This is a genomic window from Mesorhizobium sp. M0243, from assembly GCF_040321775.1.
GTDB lineage: Bacteria > Pseudomonadota > Alphaproteobacteria > Rhizobiales > Rhizobiaceae > Mesorhizobium.
The window spans coordinates 35,458-60,049 of sequence record NZ_JAMYSF010000024.1 but is presented as its reverse complement, the minus strand read 5'-3'; the positions used below and the strand labels follow the sequence as shown (position 1 = coordinate 60,049).

Sequence of the window (24,592 nt, the reverse complement as noted above, 5' to 3'; positions counted from 1 at the left end):
GGCCGATCTCCCCCCTTGCGGGGGAGATGCCCGGCAGGGCAGAGGGGGGTGCTGTCCCACCGGCACAGGCAAGAGTCTTGGACTGCTCCGCCCGTGGATAATGAAGCCGCATGAAAACCCCCATCGCCATCAAGCGCGGCACGGTGGCCGCGATCTTCATCGACCTGCAGGAAGAGCACCGGCAGGACAAGCGCTACCTGGTCGACGGCTTTGCCGGCATCCTCGCCAACGTCCAGCGCCTGCAGGCGGCGGCGCGGCAGCACAATGTGCCGCTCTACCACTGGGCCTACATCGTCGATCTCGACAAGCAGGACCGGCCGTTTCATCCGGTCGGTGAGGACGGCAAGTCGGCCTTTTCCGACAAGAGCGATCCGCTGACCGAGATCTGCCATGAGGTGGCGCCGGCCATGGGCGAGGCGCTGCTGGTCAAGGCCGAGGCCAGCGCCTTCCGCACCGGGCCGGCGGCGCGCGACATCAAATCCGCCGGCATCGAATGGTTGGTCGTATCAGGCGTCTGGACCGAGGCCTGTATCGACGCCTCGGTGAAAGACGCGGTGGCAAAGGGCTTTCGCGTGCTGCTGGTCAAGGATGCCTGCGGCAGCGGCAGCGCGGCCATGCACCAGACCGGCATTCTCAACCTCGCCAACCGGCTCTATGGCGGCGCCGTCACCGACACCGTCAGCGCCTGCCGGCTGCTGGCCGGCGAGACCGTCACCGCCTGGCAGGTCGAAGGCTCGGTGCCGCTGCGCTTCTCCTTCGACAACGCGGCCGCGCTCTACGCCGAGCTATGACCGTCGTAAGCATGACCAGGGGCCCCTACGAAACCCGCCTCGACCCAGAGCTCCGGGCCTATATCGACGCGGTCAACGCCTGGTATCCGCCCGAAATCATCGGCCTGCCGATCGACAAGCAGCGCGAAGTCTATGACCGGATGAGCCGCGCCTTCCACCAGGGCTGCCCGCCCGGCGTCAAGGCCAGCGATGGCCTGATCGCCGCCGCCGGCCGGGACATTCCGGTCCGCCGCTACCAATTCGCCGGCACGGCTGCGAGGGCGATGGTGGTCTACTATCATGGCGGCGGCTTCATCCTCGGCGGACTGTAAAGCCATGACGACATCTGCGCCGAGCTCTGCGCCGGCACCGGCTTCGACGTGCTGTCGGTCGATTACCGGCTGGCACCGGAGCACATGCACCCCGCCGCCTTCGATGATGCGGTGGCCGCCTTCGAATGGGCGGCAGCGACATCAGGCCTGCCGCTGGTCCTGTGTGGCGAAAGCGCCGGCGGCAATCTCGCCGCTGGTGTGGCGCAGACGACGCGCCGCCATATCAGAGCTGCGGTCGGCCAGGTGCTGATCTATCCCGAACTAGGCGGCGACGAGAGCGCCGGCTCCTATGTCGAGCACGCCGAGGCGCCGCTGCTGTCAGTGGCCGACGTCGTCTTCTACCGCGACGTCCGTTCGGCCAGGCGGCAATCACCTGACGATCCGACCTTCTCGCCGCTGCGCGACACGGATTTCACCGGCCTGCCGCCGACGGTGATCGTCACCGCCGAGTGCGACCCGCTGTCGTCGGATGGCGAGACCTACCGCGACCGCATTGTGGCCGCCGGCGGCAAGGCCTGGTGGCACGAGGAGCCGAGGCTGGTGCACAGCTTCCTGCGCGCCCGAACGACTGTACCGGCAGCGGCGGAGGCGTTTGCGCGGATTGTTGCGGCGGTTGGTGCGTTGGGTAAGGGCGAGTGGCCGTATTGAGTGGCTGAGGAAGGAAGGCGCCGGCGGTGAGGCGCCAATCTCCCCCCTTGCGGGGGAGATGTCCGGCAGGACAGAGGGGGGTGCTGTCCCGCTGACCTTTCAGCTAATCAGCTAAGTCCAGCCGCGCTCTCAGACCGATTTTAAATGATCTGGGGATCGAAGGTTGGCGATCCTTCACACCCCCCTCTGTCCTGCCGGACATCTCCCCCGCAAGGGGGAGATTGGCTGTCACGTCACCCTTCGCCAATTTTCGAAGGGGAGGCCCTCGCTTGGCCCCTGCGGAACCCCGCACAATCACTGCGGATTCCCGAACACTTCCCGGCGTCACCTCGCTCTATCATTCCCCTCAGGCAATGGCGTCCCGGCGGTCGCGTCCGCCCCCGCGTCTGTCGATCGGCCGGGGCGATTTTTCTGTGCATGCCGTTGTCCCAAAACCGCTGGGCACTTTTGGGCGGCATGCATCAACAACAGGGGAACGACGATGAAATTCATGCTGACCGATCGCAAATTGCACCCGAAAGCCAAGCCCGTCGCCGACGATTTCAGGACCGGCGGCATCAACCGCCGCGAATATCTGGCCCTGATGGCCGGCCTCGGCGTCAGCGCCGCCGGCGCGATGGCGCTGGGCGGGCTCGCCCCCACCCCTGCCCGCGCTGCGGAACCCAAGAAAGGCGGCGTCCTGCGCGTCGCCATGAACGTCAAGGGCTTCAAGGACCCGCGCACCTTCGACGGCGTGGAGATGTCGAATGTCGCCCGCCACTGCAACGAATATCTGGTGCGCTGGAACACCGACTTCTCCTTCGAGCCCTGGCTGCTCGAAAGCTGGGAGGCCAGCGACGACGCCAGGACGCTCACACTGCATGTGCGCAAGGGCATTTCCTGGTCGAACGGCGATGCCTTCAACGCCGATGATGTCATCCACAACCTCACCCGCTGGTGCGACGCCTCGGTGCCCGGCAATTCGGTCGCCGCGCGCATGGGCGCGCTGGTCAACGCCGACACCAAGAAGGTCGTCGACGGCGGCATCGCCAAGGTCGACGACTTCACCATCAAGCTCAATCTGCCCAAGTCAGACATCTCGCTGATCGCCGGCATGGCCGACTATCCGGCGCTGATCATGCACCGCTCCTATGAGGGCGATGGCGACCCCATGAAGGCGCTGGCCATCACCACCGGCCCCTGCGAGCTGGTCAGCTGGGACGCCGAGACCGGCGCCGAGGTGAAGCGCAGGGATAAGCCTTGGTGGAAGGGCGAATTCCACCTCGACGGCATCAAATGGGTCGATTACGGCTCCGACCCCAACGCCATGCTGTCGGCCTTCGAATCCGGCGAGATCGACACCGACCACGAAACCGCCTCCGACGCCGTCTCGCAGACCGAGCAGATGGGGCTGATGAACTCCGAGATCGCCACCGGCTCCACCATCGTCGCCCGCTTCAATATCGGCAACGCGCCCTATGACGACGTCAAGGTGCGCCGCGCCGCCCAGCTCGCCGTCGACAATTCCGCCGTGCTGGCGCTCGGCCTCGGCGGCCGCGGCAAGCCCGCCGACAACCACCATGTCGGCCCCATGCACCCCGAATATGCCGATATCGGCCCGGCCAGGCGCGACGTCGAGCAGTCGAAGAAGCTGCTCGCCGAGGCCGGTAAGGCCGACCACGAATTCGAGCTCATTTCCGTCGATGTCGAATGGCAAAAGAGCACCGGCGACGCCATCGGCGCGCAGATGCGCGAGGCCGGCCTGAAGATCAAGCGCACCGTGCTGCCGGCCGCCACCTTCTGGAACGACTGGAGCAAATACCCCTTCTCCTGCACCGAATGGCTCGGCCGCCCGCTCGGCGTCCAGGTGCTGGCGCTGGCGTATAAATCGGGCGCCGCCTGGAACGAAAGCGCCTACGCCAATCCCGAGTTCGACACCCTGCTCGACAAGGCGCTGGCGACCCCGGACGCCAGGGCGCGCAAGGAGATCATGGGCAAGATCGAGCAGAACCTGCGCGACGCCGGCATCATCATCCAACCCTACTGGCGCTCGGTCTACCGGACCTACCGCAAGGGCGTCGAAGGCTGCGAACAGCACCAGGCGCTGGAGCAGCATTTCGAGAAGGTTTGGATTGAAAGCTGAGCCATCCGCTCTTGGGTTCCTCTCCTCCGGAGGGGGGGAGCAGACCGCCAGCACTGGCGCCTCCTCTTCTCCCCTCGGGGAGAAGGTGGCCGCGAAGCGGCCGGATGAGGGGGCTTCGTAAAGCGCAAGCTTCGCTTGCGGATGGGTCTTCCGCTCCACCCTCACACCCGGCGCCAGCCGCTGGATCGCTTGCCACCAGGATGCGACTGAGAAATGGCCGGCGCGAATGCCGGTGAGGCAGTTGCCTGAGCCCGCGCCGGCCACTGGCGAACCTGGGTCCGCCGCCCGGATTTTTTACCGTTCCGGCGATGCTCGATCAACTAGGCCGGACGTTTGGTACGGAAGCAGACAAAGGCTCACCGCGCCGCCCTCAGCAGCGTCCAGATCCAGCCGATAAAAGTCAGCACCAGGAAGGGATAGCCGGCGGCGGGCAGCGGCGGCGAGGTGCAAGGGCGCGCCCCAGAGAATCATGCAAGCCGACACGACAAACAGCACGGCTGCCACGAGCGCGGTGAGTCGCATCCACAGGGCGAAAGTCTTCGGTGCGCTGACCATGACCAGTGCGGCCGCCCACAGCGAGATGCCGCCGACATAGGAGGGCACGCTGGCCTCCAGCCCCGCCGCATTGCCGGCCAGCAGCAGGCTCTCGCCGGCGAGGAAGGTCAGGAACCCGGCAGCTATGCAGTCATTGCCCAGCCGCTGGTATTTCATCGTCAGCAGCGCGGTCGCCACCACCAGGGCCACGCCATCGATCGTCCACAGCGTTTCGCGCAGCGGAGCGCTGGCCACGAAGGTGCCGGCGAGGCCGAAAGCGCCACCTATGGCGAGGCCGACAGCGGCGATGGTGTCTGCGGTGATGCGCACGCTGTGTTCCCCTGAGCCGTCCGAAGGATGCGCTAGGCGAGGCGTTTTCAATGGGGTGCGTCTTACTTGGCGCGCCGCCTATTCGAATTAAGTTTAGCTTTTGCTATTATGGCGGCAAAGCTGGTAGCGGCCTCGATGGATTTGAAATGATCTATGCAAGCGTTAAACATCTTGCCCGTCACGTTATCGTCGAAATTGGATCCGATTACCTCCTCTGTTATTTTGTCAATAAAAGAGCCATTCTTAAACAGAGACATCTCATGGGATGACTGGCCTTCCTTAGGCGAAATGTCAGCTGATTTGCGCTTCTCAATAGAGAGCTGGTTACGCCTCGAAGTTAAACCATCGTTAGGTGCTATTTTCGCAACGCGGGCAGCCTGTCGACCGGCAGGCATCGAGCTTGCTTCAACTAAGGTTCGGATTTTCGTCCGCCGTTTTACGAGAATAGTCTGGCCGAAATTCAATCTCATCCACTGCCAGACTGAGTCGTCAGTTACATATTCCTCACCCACGGGGCCAACCTCCCCTAGTCCGACAAGTGCCAATCGATCATTGAAAATGCCAATCGCATCGCTTTGGTTCTGAGGAGGCTGCCAGCGTGCTAAGTCCGGATAGGCAAAGCTATCTTGTTGACTTCCTGCCGAAATCTTCGCCAGCCGCGAAGCTTCCGATACGATATATTCCCGATCTTGCACTGCCCATCTGAACTCGGCACGCGTGCACGCGCCCATTATTGCCCCCGCCATTGTGGCAATTGTGTCTGTGTCGCTTGCTGTCACATTAGCTGCAGCCACCAACGCACCCTCGACATCATCTTGGTACAAATGCGCGAGCGCGGAAGCAGCCACAGCGGTCTTCAAACCGGACCCACGGTACCGGTCGCTAAGACATCCGAGTCGCTCTAAGATTTCCACATACTGGAGCGGATCCCCGCTTTCCAGAAGTGGCATGATAGAGTCGAGGTCTTTTGAAATCTCGGCTGCGACCGACGACAGTGCTTTGGTAAGGGAGATTCCGGTTGCCTGCTCCCAAGCAGGACGCCAAAATGCAGCCAGTTCCCGATTTGCCTCTATACGATCAGGTATGTCCGCGAAGGCATCTACAAAGTCATAAAATTTTGTAGGCGCCGACAAATTTCCATTGATTGCATCCGCCAAAAAAAGCGCGTGCAGGTAAGCACCGGCAAAACCATGAGGATGACCATGAGTGATCAGTGCGTCAGACAGGACCGCAGTATGCATCTCAATCTGCCGTTCTGCCGAGGCAACCCAGACGTGAGGTTGCACCCGCATCGCAGCACCATTGCCCCCAGCGGTTACGTACTCCGATCCCTTTTCAAAGAAATTTGAGAACCAATTTACCCCGCGCTTTGATAGGTTTTGTGCGGCGGCCTTCGTTCCCCTACCCGCTCCAAGCGCATAACTAGGCCATACAGTCAGCTCAACCCGCGCAAACGCCTCGGCATCAAACACACCATTTCCGCGAATAGCTCTACAGACCGCCAGTCGAAGTTGCGTGTCGTCCGAGTAAGTTCCAGCGGGCAAAAATACCCGGACACCAGAGCGACCACCAATGTAGCGGCGCCAATCTATCGGCTCCGTAACATAATCAACACCAGAGCGAGCCTCTACAGTACCATCCCGCGCTAATTCAGTAATCCATCCCAATGCATCGCCCCCTGCTGCCCAAAGCGCAGAACGTACGATGCTTCTCTCCCGGTTATCGACCATGCGCACCGTTCAATTCTTCTTTCAATTTGGTGTGCCCAGGAACTTATCAGGATCAAGTGTGACTTGAACTCCTGTATGACTTAATTCGCGCAACCATCCCGAAATACTGTCGACGTCATCCCCGCTTCTCACATACACCCTCCTGAGATAGTCGGTCGACACCTGATGCGGATAGAGCACCTCAGCCTGTTCGCAGGTCGGCAAAGAGCTGGGCCGCCCACCTCTGGTTGCCCTCCAGTCCGACTTTCGTCGGATGCTCGGCCCAAACAGAGCTTCGAATCCTGCTTCGGTTGAGGCGCGTTGGCAATAGGGATATCCGTTGTTGGTGGTGGCAAAGACAACGCCATCATGGGTCATTATGATGGGGTCGAAGGCTAGGATTGCCCACCACACGTCCGCGTTTTGGTGCCAGCGCTCAGACACACTGAAAAAACGGCTGTTGATCTCCGATATGGATAGGTTGACGTAATCCAACCAATCCGCGCTCTTGTCGAAGTAGATTGACGCTTCTGGTCGAACACCAGCATTTGGATGCAAAACATGTTCCAAATAGGCTTCGGTCGGCAATCTTCTCCGGGACAGCAAAGATCGCAAAGCGAGGGTCCCTACAACACCACGATTCGTTGTAAAGTGGAGCACTTCCGTAATATTTCGTTCTCGAAGTTCGACGTCAATCATCGTAGGTCGATCTCTTGGATCGTTCCTTCAGCAAAAAATTGGACTAAATCTGATTCCTCGCCCGGCTTGTAACCAATAATTACCGCCTTTCTCGCCCGAGCTACCGCCACAGCAAGCAGTCTTCGCAGAACCGTAAGTTGATCATCAATCTGATCAGCCGCGTGATCAGTATTTCTGTCATTTAGTCCAAGTATTATAACGTAGTCGAATTCAAGTCCTTTGGCTGAGTGGAAGGTACTTAGGGCAACACTCCCTCCGTCTTCCGGCCAATCCGCCTCTCTAGTTATATTTACATAGGAAATTCCACGGTCATCCAGAAATTCTTTCAGCCTATCAAAATATCCACCCCCTTGAGGCTTCAGGAATGCAACGCTCTCCTCTTCAAGGTTGACGGTTTTGTGAATATAATCCAGCGCCATTCCACCTGTGGATCGTATCGACCTTTCAGTATAACGGGCAACGGGCCTTGCCTTGTGGCGCTTTCCAGTCTTGGCAGAGCCCCGTCCTCTTCCACAGCCAAACCAGCTAGGATTCCAGCTGCGAAGGCTGTTATCTGAACCGTATTCCTATGGTTCGCGCGTAGGGTATGGTACCTAGCCCCTTGCATATCGAAACCAGTTTCGGCCCATGTGAAGCCTCTGGCATAGATACGCTGTGCAGTGTCAATCACGAATGTGACAGCGAACTCGTCGGCAATGTGGTGCCGGATAGCTCTTAGTTGATTTGCTGAAAAATCCTGGCTTTCATCCACGATGACGATGTCATACTCCAGATTTTCTCTAGATTGAGCCATCTCAACCGCAATATCATTCCAGTCAAATAGGTTATTATTATTGAGCCATTCCTTATACGGGTAGACCACCTCATCCAGCAATCGCCTCCTGAGGGCACGATCTACACGAGGTTCAGTGCCCCGCCCAGTCCGTTCAACCGTTAAATAGCTTTCGATGCCGTCGGGCTCGAACCGCCCCAGAAGGTAATCGACTTCCTTTACAACATATGATCCAGCAAGAGGAATGGTACGAGCAAGTCCGGATATAACTTGCTCACGCCTAGTATCGGAAATGATATTTCTTCCACCAAGGAGACCTATAGACCACTTAGCGAAAGTATTTATCTCAAGATCGGTATTTTCAAACTCTTCAACCTGGTCCTCAGTAAGAGCTCTAATGTAACCAGCAAGAGTCCTATTGAATGTTAAAACTAAAAGTCGTACAGGTGTGTCATTCTCTTGCCTAGTTCGCCTAGCCTCAAACATGTAAGCTAAAGAACGAAGCCTCAGAATAGCGGTGGAAGTCTTACCGCTTCCGGCCGCTCCTCTTATTACCTCGATGCCTAATCTGTTGGCGCTAATTATTGGTAGCTGCTCTGGCGTTGGAACTATATTTGGAAGAACTCTCATTGTTGCCCCCCGAGCCAGTGGCGTTTTTGCCCACTGTTAAAACAAGCCGTTGAGCGCTACAGTATTCCAAGTTTTGACACAAGAAAATTGGATACGTGTATGAGCATCTCTAGTTACAGGAAGCCCGTCTTACATAGCATGCTGCGCAGGCCTATGCCTCCCACTTCGTGGCACGAAAAGCTGGATCGTTATTCGACAACCCTTGATCATCCAGGGATACGGATCCTGTTCGCGAAAAGCTCGAATCGGCTCCTCAATCCCCCATCTTAAGCGCCTGAATAAACGCCTCCTGCGGAATATCCACCTTGCCGAACTGGCGCATCCGCTTCTTGCCCTCTTTCTGCTTGTCCAACAGCTTGCGCTTCCGGCTCACGTCGCCGCCGTAGCATTTGGCGGTGACGTCTTTGCGCAGTGCCGAGATGGTTTCGCGGGCGATGACCTTGCCGCCGATTGCGGCCTGGATCGGGATCTTGAACAGATGGTTGGGGATCAGCTCTTTCAGCTTCTCGCACATCTGCCTACCGCGCTTTTCCGCCGCCGTGCGGTGCACCAGCATGGAAAGCGCATCCACCGGCTCCTCATTCACCAGGATCGACATCTTCACGAGGTCGCCTTCCCGGTAGTCGGTGAGGTGATAGTCGAAGGAGGCGTAACCCTTGGAGATCGACTTCAGCCGGTCGTAGAAATCGAAGACGACTTCGTTGAGCGGCAGATCGTAGATCAGCATGGCGCGCTTGCCGACATAGGACAGGTCGGCCTGGATGCCGCGCCGGTCCTGGCAGAGTTTCAAAATGCCGCCGAGATAGTCGTCGGGCGTCAAAATGGTGGCGCGGATCCACGGCTCCTCAATGGCCGAGATTTTCACCACATCCGGCATGTCGGCCGGGTTGTGCAATTCCTTCATCGAGCCGTCGGTTAGCGCCAGCCGGTAGACGACTGAGGGCGCCGTGGCGATGAGGTCGAGGTTGAACTCGCGCTCCAGCCGCTCCTGGATGATTTCCAGATGCAGCAGGCCAAGGAAACCGCAGCGATAGCCGAAGCCGAGCGCCGCACTGGTTTCCATTTCAAAGGAGAAGGAGGCGTCGTTGAGGCGCAGCTTGCCAACCGCGGCGCGCAGGTCCTCGAAATCGGCGGCGTCGACCGGGAACAGGCCGCAGAACACCACCGGCTGCGCCGGCTTGAAGCCGGGCAGCGCCTTGGCGGTTGTGCGCTTGTCCTCGGTGATGGTGTCGCCGACGCGGGTGTCGGCCACTTCCTTGATCGAGCCGGTGAAAAAGCCGAACTCGCCGGGGCCGAGCTCGTCGACATTGATGCGGGCCGGGGTGAACACGCCGGTGCGCTCGACCAGGTGCTTGGCGCCGGTGCCCATCATGCGGATGGTCTGGCCCTTTTTCAGCACGCCGTCGATGATGCGCACCAGCACGATGACGCCAAGATAGGCGTCGTACCAGCTGTCGACCAGCATCGCCTTCAACGGGGCCGAAGCGTCACCCTCGCGCGGCGGCGGCAATTGGTGGACGATGGCTTCCAGCACGTCGGGAATGCCGAGGCCGGTCTTGGCCGAGATCAGCACGGCGTTGGAGGCGTCGATGCCGATCACCTCCTCGACCTGCTCGCGGATGCGCTCGGGCTCGGCGGCCGGCAGGTCGACCTTGTTCAGCACCACGACGATCTCGTGGTTGTTGTCGATCGCCTGGTAGACATTGGCCAGCGTCTGCGCCTCGACGCCCTGCGAGGCGTCGACCACCAGAAGCGACCCCTCGCAGGCGGCGAGCGAGCGCGACACTTCATAGGCGAAGTCGACATGTCCGGGCGTATCGATCAAATTGAGGATATAGTCCTCGCCATTGTTGGCGTGGTACTTCAGCCGCACCGTCTGCGCCTTGATGGTGATGCCGCGCTCGCGCTCGATGTCCATCGAGTCCAGCACCTGCTCCTTCATGTCGCGCAGCTCCAGCCCGCCGGTCAGCTGGATCAGCCTGTCGGCAAGCGTGGATTTGCCATGGTCGATATGGGCGACGATGGAGAAATTGCGGATGTGGTCGAGGGGCGTGCTCATGGCGCGCGTTTAGCAGGGGTGGCTTGCCCGAGCAAGCGGCAGGCTGCCGCCGTACATGTGGCGCGGCCCGTTGCCTTGCAAGCCGTACAGGCGCTGCCGGGAAGGCAGAGCAGGCCGCTGCCGGGGCAAGCGGTGCGGGCGCTTGTCGCCTTTCCCCCCGGATTCCTCGAAAAATCGATAAATTTTAACCACGCGCGTTAGAGCATAATTTGTGATCGGCATGTTAGCCGGAGGAAATATCTGATGTAAGGACGAAGGCATGCGGGGGCTTGCAGGCAGTTTTATCGAGTCGCGGAGCGGCTCGTTCGCACCGATACTTGTTCTCGCCATGATTCCGCTGATCACCGCGATCGGCTTTTCCGTCGACTACACCTCCGCGGTCCAGACCAGGTCGACCGAGCAGGCGGCACTCGACGCCGCGATCCTGTCGATCACCACGATGGAAACGGCCTCGACGAAGCCGCAGCGCCAGGTGGTGCTCCAGGATACCTACAGAGAAAACGGCGGACAGGGCACAGCGACGCTGAACAGCTTCGACGTCAGCGCCAACGGCACCGCCACAGCGCGGGCCTCGGCAAGCTACGCCATGCCGACCGTGTTCATGCAGATCGCCCGGATCACCACGGTGCCGGTCGGTGTCTCGTCGGCGGTGAGCAAGACGCCCGCACTGGTGGAGGCCACATTCAACGTCGATCACGTTTCAGGCTACTGGAACAAGACCATGACCTTGTACGGCCTTCCCTACGGTTGGACTTCCACGACCACACCGACGGCCATGATGAAGGCCAACTATAACTACAAAGCGTATAGTTATTCCTATACGAGCGGGGGTAAGACCTATACGGCTACCGAGCCGAAAGGTTACGGGACGACAACTATTACCACGGGACCAACCAATACGCTGGTTCAGACCCAAGTGTGCACGACGGTAGGATCGGTAACCGATTTCACTGCCACTGCGGGAGTTTACAGAAGCACCGCGGTGGCAAAAAGCGGAAAGACGAGCGCCACCATCTATTTCAAGACGACGTGCGCGACCACGAATACCGCCGGAAACAGCAGTGGCGCAACAATCAACGTGAGCACGGTGGACAAGCTCTATCTGCAGATGGATGTGCCGTCCGGACCGGTCAACCCGCTCAAGTCGAACAATACAGACACGTCGAACCGGCTCTACCTCGGCGCCGGGTACAGCACCGCGGCACAAAAGGCACTGGACCCTTCCAAATACCTCCCCGTCGAGGTTGCCAGCAACACGGACGTCGACATCTTCAAAGTGGTGCCTTGCAGCCAGACCAGCGACCAGGCATGGGAAGACGGCGGCAACAATCCTCCACTGCCAGACGTCACGAACGCCGACTTCTTCTACAGCGTGACCGGCAAGTGCGACTTCAACAAGCGGCCCTCCAACACGGTGCTGACGCAGTAGACGCTGCCCCAGGCTAAACGCCCTATGGGCTTGTGAGGCTTGGCGATCCTTCACACCCCCCTCTGTCCTGCCGGACATCTCCCCCGCAAGGGGGGAGATTGGCAGCTTCGTCGGCCGCGCTCCTGTTGCGAAGCTAGTGATAGGCGAAAGCCGTGATGAGGGTCGATCTCCCTCCTTGCGGGGGAGATGGCCGGCAGGCCAGAGGGGGGTGCTGTCCCTCCGGCTTTCCCTGCGATCTCCCGAACCTTCATCACAAACCAGTGAGCGCTGTAACGAAGCAGCAAGCAGCGGCGAAGTGGGGAGATGAGTGGTGCATCCAGGCGCCGCCGCCCACGGAGCAAGCCGATGTCGCGATCCCGCAAGTTCGTCACAGTGTCCAGCCTCTCAGCGCTCGCGCTGGCGGCGTCGCTCGGTGCGGCCGCCGCCCAGCCGCTCACCGTGGTCGAGCTGTTCACCAGCCAGGGCTGCTCGTCCTGCCCGCCGGCCAATGCCAATCTGATCAAGGTCAAGGACCAGCCCGGTGTGCTGGCGCTGTCGTTCAACGTCACCTACTGGGACTATCTCGGCTGGAAGGATATTTTCGGAAAACAGGAATTCACCCGGCGCCAGGTCAGTTACGAGCCGGCGCTCGGCCATGACGGGCCGTTCACGCCGCAAGTGGTGGTCAACGGCCATGCCGATGTTGTCGGCGCCGCACCCGGCGAGATCGAAAAGCTGATCTCGGAGAGCGGCCGGACGGGCGGCCCGGCATTGTCGCTCGATGGCGGCAAGATCAGGATCGGCGCCGGCGCCGCACCTGGCGGCCACGCCGATGTCTGGCTGGTGCGCTATGCCAAGGGCGTCGTCGAGGTGCCGGTGGCGCGCGGCGAAAACACCGGCCGCACCTTGCCGCACGCCAATGTCGTGCATGCGCTCAAAAACCTCGGCAGCTGGACCGGCGCGGCCACGACGTATCCGCTGCCCGCCGCATCCGGCGGCCTGAGCACCGCCGTGCTCGTGCAGTCGCCCGGTGGCGGACCGATCCTGGCTGCCGCGACCGACTAGATCGCGCTTCGGCAAGAGATTGCGCAACGCCGCATGGAGCGGCGCCGCATAGCACGGCCGCCAAGAGGGCGCGCCTTCACGACCAACCCAAGGAGATCATCATGACCATTTCCCGCCTGACGCTGCCGGCGCTCGCTCTCGCTTTGTGCTCGACGGCGCTGTTTTCCGGCGGCATCGCTCGTGCCGACGACGCGACCAACGCGATGAAGCCGGCTGCAAATGCGATGAAACCGGCCGCGGATGCGATGAAGCCTGCAACCGAGGCGATGAAGCCAGCCGATCCGATGGCCACCAATTCCATGAAGCCGGCCGCCGACGCCATGAAGCCGGCAACGGATGCGATGGCGCCGGCCAAGTAAAGGTGGTGCTGTTTCCGGCTTCGGTCCCGCGGGTCCGTATCCGGATGCACGTGAAAGTGAGGCTTCGGCCGCAACTCGCCCGTCGCATGATCGTATCTTATCCAATAGACTCCACATGATGGACGTCACAGGAGCTCAAGCCATGACCGACATTCAAAAACCAGTCACCAGACAATCGTCGAACGTCTTCCGCAGCGCGCTCGCCGCCCTGGCACTTGCCGCAGCGGGCGCCGCCTTCTGGCTGACGCCGGCGGTTTCGGCCGAGGACGCGGTGAAGATCCCGCCGCCGGCAATCGACGAGAAGGCGGCCACCGGCACTGAAAAGGCAATCTTCGCCGGCGGCTGCTTCTGGGGCATGCAGGGCGTCTTCCAGCACGTCAAGGGCGTCACCAAGGCCGTCTCCGGCTACACCGGCGGCGACAAGGACACCGCCGTCTACGAGACGGTCGGCTCAGGCCGCACCGGGCATGCCGAATCCGTCGAGATCACCTACGATCCGTCGAAGGTGACCTATGGCCAGCTGCTGCAGGTCTATTTCTCGGTCGCCCACAACCCGACCCAGCTGAATTTCCAGGGTCCGGACTCCGGCACGCAATACCGCTCGACGATCTTCGCCGAAAACGATGCACAGAAGAAGATCGCGCAAAGCTACATCGCCCAGCTCGACCAGGCCAAGGTGTTCCCGGAGCCGATCGTCACCACGCTGGAAACCGGCAAGACCTTCTATCCGGCCGAGAATTACCATCAGGATTTCCTGACGCTGAACCCGACCTATCCCTACATCGTCTACAACGACCTGCCCAAGGTGGCGAACTTGAAGGCACTGTTCCCGACGCTCTACAGCGAAAAGCCCGTGCTGGTGCTGTCGGCGAGCAATTGAGATAGCGCTGGTTGGCGTGTGGGAGGTGCGAAGGGCGGCGATGCCCTCCTTCCCTTCGTCATCCTAGGGCGGAGCAAGGAGCGTAGCGACGCAGCGCAGACCCTAGGATCCATGCCGTGACATTGGTCGTAGAATGCGGCGGATCAGGATAGCTGCCCGGTAGATCGCCAGCTATCCTTACGCGATGACCGGCTACGTTTACATGACCGCTAGCCAAAAGCGTGGCACGATCTACATCGGTGTCACCAATGACCTCGGCCGCCGCATGCCGGAACACAAATCCGGCCAAGGCGCAGGGTTCACCAGCCGCTACGGCGTGCAGCGGCTGGTCTGGTATGAGGAATTTTCGACATCACTGATGCCATCCAGCGCGAGAAATCACTGAAGCGCTGGCCTCGCCAATGGAAGATCGACCTGATCGAAAAAGCGAATCCGGAGTGGTTCAAGCTTTTTCGCGGGACGGGGTGGTAGGCGCACCGTTTCTTGCACCGTCGGATCACTGCACCACCGTTACGGCATGGATCCTAGGGTCTGCGCTGCGTCGCTTCGCTCCTTGCTCCGCCCTAGGATGACAAAGGCACGGTAGCCGCTGCCACCTTGACCCCCACTGACCCACCTCAATCATAAGTCAAATCCGTCGCCTTGCCGCCGAACACCCGGTAGGCATAGAACGAATAGAAGATGATGACCGGCAGCACGACCACGGTGCCGGCCAGAATGATGGCCAGGCTCTCCGGCGCGGAAGCCGCCTGCCAGATGGTCAGGCGATCCGGCACCACGAACGGGTAGAACGACCAGGCGAGGCCGGCAAAGCCGAGCGCGAAGATGGCGGCCAGCGTCAGGAACGGCATCAACGAATGGCGGTCGTCGGGCTTCGGCAGATGGAAGGTCTGCCGCCACAGCCACAGGAACAAAAGCGCCGACAGGATCGGCAGCGGCGACAGATAAAGCATTACCGGCCAGACGAACCATTTGTCGAAGATACGCGGGCTGGCGAAGGGCGTCGCCAGCGACACCGCCGCCATGCCGAGCGCGGTCAGCACCAGCGCGGTGCGCAGCCAGCGCACGGCCTTCCTCTGCAACTCGCCTTCAGTCTTGTAGATCACCCAGGCGGCGCCCATCGCCGCATAGGCCGCGGCAAGGCAGAACGCCACCAGCACGCCGAACGCCACGCCGCCGAGGCCGACATCGAGGCCCAGCACATAGACGCCCAGCATATAGCCCTGCGCCAGCGATGCGATGATGGAGCCGAGGAAGAAAATACGGTTCCAGCGGTGCTTGCGCTCGGTCGGCACCTTGGCGCGGAAATCGAAGGCGACGCCGCGCAGGATCAGCCCGAGCAAAAGCACGAAGACCGGAATGTAGAGCGCCGTCAGGATGACGCCATGCGCCAGCGGGAAGGCGACCAGCAGCAGGCCGACGGCCAGCACCAGCCAGGTTTCGTTGGCGTCCCAGAACGGGCCGATCGCGGCAATCATCGTATCCTGTTCGGCGTCTTCAGCGGCGGCGAACAGAATGCCGATGCCGAGATCGAAACCGTCGAGAATGACGTAGATCAGGATGGCGAGGCCCATCAGGCCGGCGAAGATCAAGGGGAGCGCGGTTGGCCAGTCGAAGCTCATTTTCTTCTCCTACTCGCCAGCCGCCGGCTGCGACATGGCGGCGTTCATGACGCCCGGCAGCGGCGATGAATCGCCGTCCTTCGCCGCCTTCAGCGCCAGGTGCACCAGCACGCCGAGATAGGCGATCAGCAACAGCACATAGAGAACGAGGTATATGGCGAGCGTCAGCGCGACATGGCTGCCGGCCACCGGGCCGACCGCGTCGGCGGTTTTCAGCACGCCGGTCACCAGCCAGGGCTGGCGGCCGATTTCGGTGGTGTACCAGCCGGCCAGCGTCGCCAGCCAGCCCGACAGCGCCATCGGCACCATCAGCATGGCCAGCGGCTTGGGCAGGCTGTGCCGGCGCTTGAGGAAGAAGGCCGCCGACCATGAGACGAGCAGCATCAATATGCCCGTGCCGACCATGATGCGGAAACCCCAGAACACCGGAAAGACCGGCGGATGATTGCCGGGATAGTCGTTCAACCCCGGCACCACGCCGCTGGTCGAGTGCCGCAGCACCAGGCTGGCCCCATTGGGAATGGCGATCTCGAATTTGTTCTCCCTGGCTGCCTCGTCGGGCAGCGCGAAGAGCACCAGCGGCACGTTGGGGCCGGTGTTCCAGTTGGCCTCCATGGCGGCGATCTTCTGCGGCTGATGCTCCAGCGTGTTCAGCCCATGCTGGTCGCCGGCGAAGATCTGGATCGGGATCAGGGTCGCCGCCGTGAAGACGCCGGTGCGCAGCGCCTTCCACATCGATTCCGAGCGGTCGCCGGTGAGATAGCGCAGCGCCGACAGGCCAGCGATCAGGAACGACACCGTCAGCCCCGACGCCAGCAGCATGTGGGTCAGCCTGTAAGGCATTGACGGGTTGAAGATGATTGCCCACCAGTCGACCGCATGCGCCACGCCGTCGCGCATCTCGAAGCCGGCCGGCGTCTGCATCCAGGAATTGAGCGCGATGATCCAGAATGCCGAGACGGTGGTGCCGCCGGCGACCAGCACCGTCGCCAGCGTGTGGATGCGGTTGGAGACGCGGCGGAAGCCGAACAGCATGATGCCGAGGAAGGCCGCTTCGAGGAAGAAGGCGGTGAGGATTTCGTAGGCCAGCAGCGGCCCGGCGATGTTGCCGACCTTTTCCATGTAGCCCGGCCAGTTGGTGCCGAACTGGAAGCTCATGGTGACGCCCGAAACCACGCCCATGGCAAAGGACAGCGCGAAAACCTTCACCCAGGTGAAATAGGCGCGCATCCAAGCGGAATCGTTGGTCGCGTTGTAGCGCAGCTTGAAGAACAGCAGCACCCAACCCAGCGCAATGGTGATCGTCGGAAATAGAATATGGAATGAAATATTCGTGCCGAACTGGATACGCGAAAGTATGAGCGGGTCCATGATGGGCTCCGGCTGCTGCAAATACTCGCGAAGGATAGGCCCGAAGCGAGTTCAGGTCAAAGCGGCGTCCTGCCGCGAGGCTGAACGCCACAGGACAATTTTGCCGGTTGTGCCGCGCAACTCTGGGCCTGTGCGCCGCACCTGCAACGGCCGGCCGGGCACGATTGTCGAGAACTGTCAGCAGGGCATTGACTTGCGGTTGCAAGCACCGACATTCGTCCTATATCAGGGGACCTCTTTCAAGCAGCCGTTTTCATCCATGCCTTCCATCCTGTCCATTTCCGGGGTCTCCAAGACCTACGCAACCGGTTTCACCGCGCTCAAGGAAGTCAATCTCGACATTCAGCGCGGCGAGATCTTCGCGCTGCTTGGACCCAATGGCGCCGGCAAGACGACGCTGATCTCGATCGTCTGCGGCATCGTCAACCGTTCGTCGGGCACGGTCACCGTCGACGGCCACGACATCAACAAGGATTATCGCGCCGCGCGCGGTCTGATCGGGCTGGTGCCGCAGGAACTGACCATCGACGCCTTCGAGAGCGTCTGGGCGACGGCCAATTACAGCCGTGGCCTGTTCGGCAAGCCGGCCAACCCCGGCTTTGTCGAGAAGGTGCTGCGCGACCTGTCGCTGTGGGACAAGAAGGACGCCAAGGCGATCACCTTGTCGGGCGGCATGAAGCGCCGGCTGATGATCGCCAAGGCGCTGTCGCATGAGCCGCGCATCCTATTCCTCGACGAGCCGACCGCCGGCGTCGACGTCGAGCTGCGCCAGGACATGTGGGCGATGGTGCGCCGGCTGCGCGAGGACGGCGTCACCATCATCCTCACCACGCACTATATCGAGGAAGCCGAGGCGATGGCCGACCGCGTCGGCGTCATCAATCGCGGCGAGATCATCCTGGTCGAGAACAAGGCCGAACTGATGCGCAAGCTCGGCCGCAAGCGGCTGGTGCTGGAACTGCGCAATCCGCTGACGGCCATTCCCGAGGCGTTCTCGCGCTATGCGCTGGAATTGTCGCCGGATGGCGGGCAGCTGACCTACACCTATGACAACCAGGCCGAGCGGCCCGGCGTCGCCTCGTTGATGCGCGACCTCGAGGCCGGCGGCATCCAGTTCCGCGATATCGACACGCAAAACTCTTCGCTCGAGGAGATCTTCGTCAATCTGGTGAGGAGGGAGCCATGAACCTTCGCGCAGTATGGGCGATCTACCGGATGGAAATGGCGCGTGCTTTCCGCACCGTGCTGCAGAGCATCGTCTCGCCGGTCATCTCGACATCGCTGTATTTCGTCGTCTTCGGCTCGGCCATCGGCTCGCGCATCACCGAGATCGACGGCATCAGCTACGGCGCCTTCATCGTGCCGGGTCTGATCATGCTGTCGCTGTTGACGCAGTCGATCTCCAACGCCTCCTTTGCCATCTATTTCCCGAAATTCGTCGGCTCGATCTACGAGCTTCTGTCGGCGCCGGTCTCCTATCTGGAGATCGTCATCGCCTATGTCGGCGGCGCCGCGACCAAGTCGATCATCCTCGGCCTGATCATCCTGGCCACCGCCTCGCTGTTCGTACCGCTCACCATCCTGCATCCGTTCTGGATGCTCGCTTTCCTGGTGCTGACGGCGGTGACCTTCAGCCTGTTCGGCTTCATCATCGGCATCTGGGCGAAGAGTTTCGAGCAGCTGCAGCTGGTGCCGCTGTTGATCATCACGCCGCTGACCTTCCTCGGCGGCAGCTTCTATTCGATCAACATGCTGCCCGAGATCTGGCGCACGGTGACGCTGTTCAACCCGGTCGTCTATTTGATCAGCGGCTTCCGCTGGAGCTTCTACGGCAAGTCCGACGTTTCGGTCGGCGTCAGCCTCGGCATGACGGTCGTCTTCCTGCTGGTCTGCATAAGCATCGTCGCCTGGATATTCAGGACCGGTTATCGGCTGAGGAATTGAGCGGCGAGAGTACAGGTCTGTTGAGATTCAGGTCAGGCCGAGACGAAAATGGTGGATTCCGAGAACCGGAGCGGAGCGTACTTTTCGTACGTGAGCACCGGAAGCGCAGGAAGCCGCCATTTGCAGGCCGGCATCACCTGAATATCAGCAGACCTAGATCGCCTTGACCAGCCGCAGCAGCCCCAGCATCTCGACATACGTTCCCTTGCGGAAGGCGATATAGACCGGCTCTTCGACGCCGTGGAAGCGGCGCTTGAAGGCCGCCTGGCCCTGCAGGTTGAACCTGCGGCGGTTGACCCAGGGCGAAGAATAGGCGCGCTGGAAGGCATTGCGCCAGAAATCGCTTTCGGCAAATCCGCTCGGACCCACATCGACGAGCGGCGACAGGCCGAGCGTGACCACCGAGATGCCCTCTTCGCGAAAACGGTCGACGGCGAATTTGGTCAGGCCGACCTCGGCATGCGGTGAAGCGTCGAGATGCTTGCGCTTGAAGGCGGTGGTGTAGCCGATGACCTTGCCGTCGGCAAACAACGGGTCGAAGTCGAGCAAAGCGACCAGTTCGCCATCGGGACCGTGCAGGACGAAACGGCGCATGTCGGTGCCGAGATGGTCGGCGAAATGGCGGTTGAGAAAGCCCATCTCCCAGCGCTTGACGATGCGGTCGCCGCGCCAGTTTTCCGAAAGCCGGGCGATCTCGTCGAGGTAGATGGTGCGCTTGTCCTCTTCGAACGAAAAGCCTTTCTTCAGCAGCCAGCGCTCGGAGTAGCGCACGGTCTCGTTGCGCTTCCCGGAAAAATCATGCTCGGGCAGGGCGAGGCGGGTGTCGATGCCGAGGCGATTGACCTTGTAGCCAAGGCCGGCCAGCACGCGTGCGGTGTCCTCGCCCACCTGCACGAACCATGGGCTGCCGGCGGTCTCGACGAAGCGCTTGATGTAATCGGCCCGACGCGCCGGAGCCGCCACCGGGTCGCCGAGCGCGAAATGGTGCTTCATCTTGGTACCGAAGGCGATGTAGCCGTCGGCGTCGCCGAAATAGGAAAGCTTGCCTTGCACGGCGGTGGAATAGGCGAGCGAGAAGTCGCCATAGCGGCGCACCAGTGCCAGGCGTTCGACATGGGTCAGCGCCTGCCGCTCGACCTCGGGCGCGGCAGCCTCAAGGATCTTGTCGAAATAAAACCGCAAGGAGGGCATGGTCGAGATTCCGCGTGCCGCCTACAGCGCCGGCCGTCCAGGACGCGCCAAGGTGCTGTAACACTTTGATTCTGCGCATGACTCGAAAATCGGACTCGATTTCGGACATGCGCGTGGGGGATAACCGAGACCCGCCAGCCACCAAGGCCTCGAATCAATCACATTGCCGCGACCTGATTACCGTTGATATCGCGCATATGCCATATAGAGCGCAACCGCGGCCCGGCGTGTGGCTCTAAATCGCATCGCTCGAAATTCGGCCGCGGTTTGCTGCAGGGATCCTGCGCGCGATCAAACGGTTACAGCGTCCTGCGAGCCTTGCGGCGGGACGTCCAATGGGATTCGAGTGAATGACGGATACGACAATCAGATCGGTTGCGGATCTGCCGGCCATGGTCGAGCCGGCAATCGTCGTCGGCGCCGGTGCTGCCGGGCTGGCCGCCGCGCATGCCTTGATGAACGCCGGCGTGCCGACGGCGATCCTGGAAAAGGAAAGCCGGCTGGCCGAGCCCTGGCACCGGCGCCACCAGCAATTGCATCTCAACACCCATCGCGATCTTTCTTCGCTGCCTGGTCTCGCCTTTCCCCCTGGCACGCCCGCCTTTCCGCAAAGGATGGTCGTCATCCGCCACATGAACGATTTCCAGAAGGAGAACCGGCTGCCGGTGCAATTTGGCGTCGCGGTCGAAGAGATCACCTTCAAGGGCGATCACTGGGCATTGCGCACCAGCACCGGACTGCGCTTCGCCCGCAATGTCGTCATCGCCACCGGCCGCGACAGCCAGCCATTCACCCCCGAATGGAAAGGCATGAAGGATTTCGTCGGGCGCATCATCCATTCGGCGGATTTCGGTGACGCGCAAGCCTATGCGGGCCAAAGAGTGCTGGTCGTCGGCGCCGGCAATTCGGGCTTCGATGCGCTCAATCATCTGGCCGGCATAGACACGGCCGCTATCTGGCTGTCGGCCCGCAGCGGCCCCGCTTTGCTGCCCAAGCGGATTGCCAAGATCGCCGTGCACCGGCTTTCGCCGTTCATGGCGCGCCTGCCGTTGCGGCTCGCCGATGCGGTGATGACGGCAACGCAGCGCCTGGTTTTCGGCGACCTGACCAAATTCGGCCTGCCGGCCGCGCCTGCGGGCGGCGCCAGCCGCCTGACCTCGGACTATACCGCGATCGCCGCCGATGACGGCGCCGTCGGCGCCATCAAGGCCGGCAAGATCACCGTCGTGCCGGGCATACGGGAATTCACCCGCGATGGCGTGATCCTGGCCAATGGCAGCCTGATCTATCCCGACATCGTCATTGCCGCGACAGGCTACCGCACCGGGCTGGAGCCCATGGTCGGCAAGCTCGGCGTGCTCGACGCCAAGGGCGTTCCGCTCTTCAACGGTGGCCAAGCCGATCCAAAATTGCCCGGTCTGTGGTTCACCGGCATGCGGCCAAGCATTCGCGGCTGCTTCGCCAATGCCGGCATCCTGGCCAAGGCGATCGCCAAACGAATTGCAAGGTCGGCCCCGCACCAATCCAGCGCATCACGCTGATTTCGGTTCCAGCCGCCGGAAACCGACGGCTTCCATCAGCATGTCTTCTTACACCATGCCGGCATTGTGCAGGGCGAGCAGGTTAAGCGCGATTTCCCGCGCGTCGGCGGAATCGGGATGTGCCTCGCGCCGCCGGCAGGCCTCGTCGAACACGCGCTGCAGCTTGGCGATATCGGCTGGCTTGAGCAAGCCACGGTCATAGACAGACTTCGACATGGCGATCTCCTGATAAAGACCTAGAGCGCCACGTTTAAATTGCCAATCTTTCCCGAGGCTTGACCGACTTCCCCCGTCGCCTCGTCATCCTGGGGCGGAGCAAGGAGCGAAGCGACGCGGCGCAGACCTCTGGAGCTGCTCCGCAGCCCAAGGGATACATGCCGCGGCTTCAAGGCGCAGCAGCGGCGCAAATTCTGCTCCGCTGCTGCCCATGCGAGTGGGCAATCAGACCGCGATCTTGCCGCCGCCTTGTCTGGTGATGGCGACCACCGACGGCCGCACCGGCATGTCGGGCTTGAAGTCGGGCCAGCGCGTCGACAGGTCCTCATAGTAAGAGGGGCGCCCGAACGCTTCCCAGTCCTCTCCGCCGTCGCCCGGATGCTGGACGGCGACGAAGGCGGTCTGGTCGTCGGGCGCAAACAGCGGACCGCACATCTCGGCGCCGATCGGCACGCGGAAGAACAGTTTCGAGGTCGCCCGCGCCGCCCCCTCGGTGTCCACTGCCCACAGGCCATCGGTGCGGCCGGTGGCTTTCGGCCCCTGTCCGTCGGTCGCGACCCAGAGACGCCCGGCCGAATCGACCGCGCAATTGTCGGGCATGCCGAACCAGCCATTGGCCGTCGTTGCTGTCGAGAAGGTGGCGCCGACATCGGCGACCGCCGGATCGCCGCATTTCAGCAGCACTTCCCACTTGCCCTTGGCGGCGGTGAAATCGCCGCCGTCCTCGGCGATTTCGATGATGTGGCCGAAGGCGTTTTCGGCGCGCGGGTTGGCAGCGTCGACCTGGTCGGCCTTGCGCTTCGAATTGTTGGTCAGCATGACATAGACCTTGCCGTTGACGCCATTGGGCTGGACGTCTTCCGGGCGGTCCATCTTGGTGGCGCCGAGCAGGTCGGCGGCGCGGCGCGTCTCGATCAGCACGTCGGCCTGGCTGGCAAAACCGTTTTCAGCCGTCAGCGGCCCCTGGCCGAAGACGATCGGCAGCCATTCGACCGTGCCGTCTTCGGCGAACTTGGCGACATGCAGCGTGCCATCGTCGAGCAGGTCCTTGTTGGCGGCACGATCGTTCGGATTGAACGCGGCCCTGGTCACGAACTTGTAGACATAGTCGAAGCGCTCGTCGTCACCGAGATAGAAGACGACGCGGCCGTCCTTGGCGACGATCGATTCGGCGCCCTCATGCTTGAAGCGGCCCATGGCGGTGCGCTTCCTCGGCGTCGAGGTCGGGTCGTTGACATCGACCTCGACGATCCAGCCGAAGCGGTTGGCTTCGTTGGGTTCCTTGGCGAGGTCGAAACGCTCGTAATGCGCCGCCCATTCATAGGCGCCTTCGGGAATGCCGAGACGCTTGTAGTTCGCGGCTTCCTTGTGGCCTTCCGGCAGCTCGCCGGAAAAATAGCCATGGATGTTCTCCTCGGCCATCACATAGGTGCCCCAGGGCGTGACGCCGCCGGCGCAATTGTTGAACGTGCCGAACACCTTGGTGCCGGACGGATCGGCATTGGTCTTGACGCGGTCATGGCCGGCAACCGGGCCGGACAGCGCCATTTCGGTGTTGGAGGTGATGCGGCGGTTGAGCTTGCCGTCGCGCACCACCTGCCATTTGCCACCGTCCTTGCGGATCTCGACGATGGTGCCGCCATGGGCGGCCATCTCGACATCGACCTGCTCCTTCGAGAGGGGTGCGATTTCTGCTGACTTCTTGCCGTCCTTTTCGACGATCTTCACGATGCCCGGGAACATCAGATGCGGATTGGTGTATTCGTGGTTGACCACCAGCAGGCCATGTTCGGCCGAGCCGTCGATCGGGATGTAGCCGACATAGTCATTGTTGTAGCCGAACTGTTTCGCCTGGGCCTCGGCCGACTGTTTCATGGGGTCGAAGTCGGGCGAATCGGCAAACAACGGATCGCCCCAGCGCAGCAGGACATCGGCATCGTAACCCGACGCGACATGGTGCTTGTCGTCGATGCCGGCCTCGAGTTCGTCGAACGCGAAGGCAGAGCCTTCCGCTGCCCTGGCCTCGTCGGCGCTGATCAGCGCCAGCGGGCTGACGGTGGCGGCGATGGCCGAGACGGCCAGCGAGCCCTTGAGGAAGCCGCGGCGCGAGAACCGCGCGGCGATGATCTCGCCCATGGTGCGGTTGTCGGAGGCGTTGATGGCCGGACCGTCGTTTTCCTCAAGCAGGCTGGTGCGGAATCGGGTGTCGGGGGAGCGAAGGTCAGTCATCGTGGCTTGCCTCTGGCTGTCGGGTTGGCTGGAGCGTGGGGTACCTGTTTGACCCCCCTTATAATCGCCGGGTCACATTTTCGTGACATCGGGAGGCCTTTCAGAGGCGACAGGCACTACGCGCAGCGCTGGCTCAGCATTCCCGAAGGCCGTGAACTGCT

At 61.6% G+C, this 24,592-nt stretch carries 20 protein-coding genes and 2 pseudogenes; 11 read left to right on the top strand and 11 right to left on the bottom strand.

Going from position 1 to position 24,592, the window contains the following annotated elements; genetic code table 11:
- Positions 1-110: 110 nt before the first annotated feature.
- The 3 genes and pseudogenes from NKJ11_RS25685 to NKJ11_RS25675 all read left to right on the top strand — a co-directional run bounded on the left by NKJ11_RS25685 (position 111) and on the right by NKJ11_RS25675 (position 3,872).
- Complete coding sequence (locus NKJ11_RS25685; protein ID WP_352794585.1) at positions 111-791, top strand: isochorismatase family protein; 681 nt, start codon at positions 111-113, stop codon at positions 789-791.
- Positions 792-802: 11 nt separating this feature from the next.
- Positions 803-1,750 (top strand): annotated as a pseudogene (locus NKJ11_RS25680) (alpha/beta hydrolase fold domain-containing protein).
- A gap of 481 nt (positions 1,751-2,231) precedes the next feature.
- Positions 2,232-3,872, top strand: coding sequence for an ABC transporter substrate-binding protein (locus NKJ11_RS25675; protein WP_352794584.1), 1,641 nt, complete (start codon positions 2,232-2,234; stop codon positions 3,870-3,872).
- Positions 3,873-4,166: 294 nt separating this feature from the next.
- Here the strand turns inward: NKJ11_RS25675 and NKJ11_RS25670 are convergent, their stop codons facing one another.
- From NKJ11_RS25670 to lepA, 6 genes are all read right to left on the bottom strand, one after another.
- Positions 4,167-4,736 carry a hypothetical protein gene (locus NKJ11_RS25670; protein ID WP_352794582.1) on the bottom strand — a complete coding sequence of 190 codons (570 nt, stop codon included), beginning with the start codon at positions 4,734-4,736 and terminating at the stop codon, positions 4,167-4,169.
- A 62-nt stretch (positions 4,737-4,798) separates the two neighbouring features.
- On the bottom strand, positions 4,799-6,466 hold the full coding sequence (locus tag NKJ11_RS25665) for an ADP-ribosylglycohydrolase family protein (RefSeq protein WP_352794581.1): 1,668 nt from the start codon (positions 6,464-6,466) through the stop codon (positions 4,799-4,801).
- 21 nt (positions 6,467-6,487) lie between these two features.
- Positions 6,488-7,144 (bottom strand): DarT ssDNA thymidine ADP-ribosyltransferase family protein, encoded by a 657-nt coding sequence (locus NKJ11_RS25660; RefSeq protein ID WP_352794580.1) that lies wholly within the window; start codon positions 7,142-7,144, stop codon positions 6,488-6,490.
- Positions 7,141-7,563 carry a 3'-5' exonuclease gene (locus tag NKJ11_RS25655; protein WP_352794579.1) on the bottom strand — a complete coding sequence of 141 codons (423 nt, stop codon included), beginning with the start codon at positions 7,561-7,563 and terminating at the stop codon, positions 7,141-7,143. The genes NKJ11_RS25660 and NKJ11_RS25655 overlap by 4 nt, the downstream gene beginning before the upstream one ends.
- Positions 7,503-8,546 (bottom strand): UvrD-helicase domain-containing protein, encoded by a 1,044-nt coding sequence (locus tag NKJ11_RS25650; protein ID WP_352794577.1) that lies wholly within the window; start codon positions 8,544-8,546, stop codon positions 7,503-7,505. Before NKJ11_RS25650 ends, NKJ11_RS25655 begins: the two co-directional genes overlap by 61 nt.
- A 253-nt stretch (positions 8,547-8,799) precedes the next feature.
- Positions 8,800-10,605: a translation elongation factor 4 gene (gene lepA / locus NKJ11_RS25645; RefSeq protein WP_352794575.1), complete on the bottom strand. Its 1,806-nt coding sequence runs from the start codon at positions 10,603-10,605 to the stop codon at positions 8,800-8,802.
- Between the two features lie 259 nt (positions 10,606-10,864).
- Here lepA and NKJ11_RS25640 point away from each other — a divergent pair, with 259 nt between their 5' ends.
- The 5 genes and pseudogenes from NKJ11_RS25640 (at position 10,865) to NKJ11_RS25620 (ending at position 14,788) form a co-directional block, all read left to right on the top strand.
- A complete protein-coding gene (locus tag NKJ11_RS25640; RefSeq protein WP_352794574.1) occupies positions 10,865-12,034 on the top strand; it encodes a TadE/TadG family type IV pilus assembly protein in 1,170 nt (389 codons plus the stop codon).
- A 345-nt stretch (positions 12,035-12,379) separates the two neighbouring features.
- Entirely contained in the window at positions 12,380-13,078 is a 699-nt protein-coding gene (locus NKJ11_RS25635) for a DUF1223 domain-containing protein (RefSeq protein WP_352794572.1), read from the top strand.
- Between the two features lie 101 nt (positions 13,079-13,179).
- Entirely contained in the window at positions 13,180-13,437 is a 258-nt protein-coding gene (locus NKJ11_RS25630) for a hypothetical protein (protein WP_352554371.1), read from the top strand.
- Between the two features lie 142 nt (positions 13,438-13,579).
- The gene (gene msrA / locus NKJ11_RS25625; protein WP_352794570.1) at positions 13,580-14,317 is read left to right on the top strand and encodes a peptide-methionine (S)-S-oxide reductase MsrA; all 738 of its coding nucleotides are present in this window, start codon (positions 13,580-13,582) and stop codon (positions 14,315-14,317) included.
- Between the two features lie 184 nt (positions 14,318-14,501).
- A pseudogene (locus tag NKJ11_RS25620) lies at positions 14,502-14,788 on the top strand (GIY-YIG nuclease family protein).
- 146 nt (positions 14,789-14,934) lie between these two features.
- Here NKJ11_RS25620 and NKJ11_RS25615 read toward each other — a convergent pair.
- Both NKJ11_RS25615 and NKJ11_RS25610 read right to left on the bottom strand, forming a co-directional pair.
- Positions 14,935-15,939, bottom strand: a complete 1,005-nt coding sequence (locus NKJ11_RS25615; protein ID WP_352794569.1) for a cytochrome d ubiquinol oxidase subunit II — start codon at positions 15,937-15,939, stop codon at positions 14,935-14,937.
- A 9-nt stretch (positions 15,940-15,948) separates the two neighbouring features.
- Positions 15,949-17,310 carry a cytochrome ubiquinol oxidase subunit I gene (locus tag NKJ11_RS25610; protein ID WP_352794567.1) on the bottom strand — a complete coding sequence of 454 codons (1,362 nt, stop codon included), beginning with the start codon at positions 17,308-17,310 and terminating at the stop codon, positions 15,949-15,951.
- Positions 17,311-17,569: 259 nt separating this feature from the next.
- On the opposite strand from NKJ11_RS25610, the gene NKJ11_RS25605 reads away from it, so the two are divergent.
- Positions 17,570-18,496 carry an ABC transporter ATP-binding protein gene (locus NKJ11_RS25605; RefSeq protein ID WP_352628832.1) on the top strand — a complete coding sequence of 309 codons (927 nt, stop codon included), beginning with the start codon at positions 17,570-17,572 and terminating at the stop codon, positions 18,494-18,496.
- Positions 18,493-19,254: an ABC transporter permease gene (locus NKJ11_RS25600; RefSeq protein ID WP_128305642.1), complete on the top strand. Its 762-nt coding sequence runs from the start codon at positions 18,493-18,495 to the stop codon at positions 19,252-19,254. The genes NKJ11_RS25605 and NKJ11_RS25600 overlap by 4 nt, the downstream gene beginning before the upstream one ends.
- A gap of 153 nt (positions 19,255-19,407) precedes the next feature.
- On the opposite strand, the gene NKJ11_RS25595 is transcribed toward NKJ11_RS25600, so the two are convergent.
- Positions 19,408-20,445 (bottom strand): phosphatidylglycerol lysyltransferase domain-containing protein, encoded by a 1,038-nt coding sequence (locus tag NKJ11_RS25595; protein ID WP_127296923.1) that lies wholly within the window; start codon positions 20,443-20,445, stop codon positions 19,408-19,410.
- A gap of 350 nt (positions 20,446-20,795) precedes the next feature.
- Here NKJ11_RS25595 and NKJ11_RS25590 point away from each other — a divergent pair, with 350 nt between their 5' ends.
- The gene (locus NKJ11_RS25590; RefSeq protein ID WP_352794566.1) at positions 20,796-21,986 is read left to right on the top strand and encodes a flavin-containing monooxygenase; all 1,191 of its coding nucleotides are present in this window, start codon (positions 20,796-20,798) and stop codon (positions 21,984-21,986) included.
- A gap of 48 nt (positions 21,987-22,034) precedes the next feature.
- On the opposite strand, the gene NKJ11_RS25585 is transcribed toward NKJ11_RS25590, so the two are convergent.
- The gene (locus tag NKJ11_RS25585; RefSeq protein WP_352794565.1) at positions 22,035-22,202 is read right to left on the bottom strand and encodes a hypothetical protein; all 168 of its coding nucleotides are present in this window, start codon (positions 22,200-22,202) and stop codon (positions 22,035-22,037) included.
- Positions 22,203-22,427: 225 nt separating this feature from the next.
- The gene (locus NKJ11_RS25580) at positions 22,428-24,431 is read right to left on the bottom strand and encodes a PhoX family protein (protein WP_352628836.1); all 2,004 of its coding nucleotides are present in this window, start codon (positions 24,429-24,431) and stop codon (positions 22,428-22,430) included.
- Positions 24,432-24,592: the final 161 nt, after the last annotated feature.